At 65.5% G+C, this 1,498-nt stretch carries 1 protein-coding gene; it reads right to left on the reverse strand.

Annotation, left to right across the window (positions count from 1 at the left end):
• Positions 1–903 precede the first annotated feature (903 nt).
• Positions 904–1,116, reverse strand: coding sequence for a hypothetical protein (locus tag ABD768_RS42935; RefSeq protein ID WP_344850750.1), 213 nt, complete (start codon positions 1,114–1,116; stop codon positions 904–906).
• Positions 1,117–1,498 lie beyond the last annotated feature (382 nt).

A 1,498-nucleotide genomic window follows, 5' to 3' on the forward strand; every position in this document is an offset into this window, starting at 1 on the left:
GGCATCACTTCTGGCTGTTCGTCGCAGCACTGATCGCCGCGCTGAGCTGACCCGAGCTGGACACCAAAGCGGCCCTCGCTCCTCACAGGAGCGGGGGCCGTCAACGTGCCGTACGACAGGTTGCGGTGGGCTTCGCCTACTCACCTGTGCGTTGCACGGTGAGAGCCATTAGCGTTTTGGGGGTTTCGCGTTAATCGCCAAAACGCAAAACCGCAGGTCAGCGAATTGTTTTCGCGCGAAAGCGTGAAAACACCAAAGCTGCAAAACAGGAAAGCCCAAATGCGCGAAAGCGCTAAGGCGATGAGCCCTCTTTCCGCGGGTGTTTTTGGTGGTTCTGTCGTGCTGGCCGGGGGTGGCCGGCCTCCGGTTCTGGAGCCGGTTTGCGGGTCTCCAGCTCGGGGGTGTTCGAGGGGTCGAGGACGGCCGTTTCAACCCACCTCCCTGGGGGTGAGCTTTTTCTCTATACGGGGTGCGTGTCTGGGAATGTGGTTACGGTGATGACATTGGGGCAAAAGTGGCCTCTGACCTGCGGGTTTGCCGTAACCACTTCCAAAACCATGGTGGTGACAGTGATGACAGCAGGGTTTGGTCGGCGGTGCCCGGTGCGGGGCATATGCGCAGGTCAGGGCCGGGTTTTGGGGTGTTCGAGGGGGTGTCATCACCCGTAACCACTCCGGGCCGGATGTGATGACAGCAGGCGGGTTTTGGGGCGGTTTGGACGCCACCGGGGGGCCGGGGGCGTCCAAAAGGGCACCCGGTGGGGGGCCGGGGGAGACCCCGGGGGAGACCCGGGGGGGAACGGGTCCGGCCCAGCTCTGGAGGTGTCGAGCTGGGCCGGGTGGTGGAGCTGGTTTGCGGGGGTGCTTTCCGGGAGGTCGACGGACCTTCCCCGGTTGGCGCTGGTTAGGCGCCGGTGCCGCCTCGGGGGGCGGTCTGGGCGTACTTGTCGACCAGGGCGCGAAAGCGCTTGTTGGAGCGGTAGACGGCGACCATGGCGCGGAAGCGCGAGTTGTTGTCGGCCCGGTCATTCATCTTGGCGAAGTCGAGCATGGATTTGTCTTCGGGGTGGAGGTAGAGGTTGACCCGCTCGGAGTCTTCGGTTGCTGAGGCGAGCACGCGCGGGTCGCCTTCGTGGAAGAAGCCCTGCAGGGCCGCTGCAGCGGGGTTGACGCGCGTCTCAGCGGCTTTGGGGGCCGCTGGGGTCTTCCGGGCCGGGGGAGCCTTCTTGCGGCCCGTGGCGGGCCTGCTAGCCGCGGCTGCTTTGGCTGGCGGCTGGTCGAGCTCGAGGCCGGCCTTTGGGTCGGCCTCGGCTTGGCCTGGTCGGCTTCGGGCTCCTGGCCTTCCTCGGTTACCGAGGTGAGGCGTACGGGCCGTTTGCGGGCGCTCATGGCTGGTTCTCCTGCTCTAGGGCTGTGGTGTCGATGTCGAGATGGCCGAAGACTTCGACGGCCAGGGCTTTGTACTCGGCTTCTGCGGTGCGGGCATAGCTGTGCTTGCC

Source organism: Kribbella ginsengisoli (genome assembly GCF_039537185.1).
GTDB lineage: Bacteria > Actinomycetota > Actinomycetes > Propionibacteriales > Kribbellaceae > Kribbella > Kribbella koreensis.